The 644-nt window shown below is 43.9% G+C and carries 2 protein-coding genes; both read left to right on the top strand.

All coding sequences use genetic code 11. The features are described 5' to 3' along the window. The coding region (locus A3739_RS29335; protein WP_197472047.1) for a hypothetical protein at positions 1-284 on the top strand (284 nt) is incomplete at its 5' end. A 25-nt stretch (positions 285-309) separates the two neighbouring features. Continuing rightward, a partial coding sequence (locus A3739_RS04520; protein ID WP_156502352.1) for a hypothetical protein occupies positions 310-644 on the top strand: 335 nt, incomplete at its 3' end.

A 644-nucleotide genomic window follows, 5' to 3' on the forward strand; every position in this document is an offset into this window, starting at 1 on the left:
ACTCTCGTTATGTATACTCCCAAGGCTCCATTGATATACTCGAGTCGTTTGATATTGATTGGTATGCAGGCCCAGAGAATCTCTCTTGGGCGCCGCATAACTGGGAAGGGTTGCATACAACTGAAGAGCAGAAGGCGATTTTTGAAGCCTTGAGTGAGGCAAAGCAAATGGGTGACCAATATGGCCAAGAGTTGGGAAAGAACCATGCCATTAAAATCTTGAACCAGGCTAGAGACTTATATAGTAAAGGCGAGCTGTTTCAAAATAGAGATCAGGAAGATTAGTGTAATGAAAGAATTAGCCAGGAAAATGTACTTCTTGATTTACAGCGACGATATAGAGGGTTTAAAGGCTGAGTTAGAGAAGGAGCCCGAATTACTATTTGGGACGCATCAGTCCGAAACCTGGTTAAATCTAGCTGCACACTATGGCCGCGTGGATATGATTCACCTTTTAACCGATATGGGATTGGAGGCAGATGGGGATAATGGAAAGATCTCTGTACTCACATCAGCGTTACGCGGAGAAGCCAAATCTATGGAGGCGTTCGAATTACTTTTAACACTTGGAGCCAAAGTTGATGGAGTGAGATCCCGCGATTACCCGATTGCCACAGCTATTTCTTACGATAACTTTGAAGCGTT

The organism is Oleiphilus sp. HI0067, from assembly GCF_001635735.1.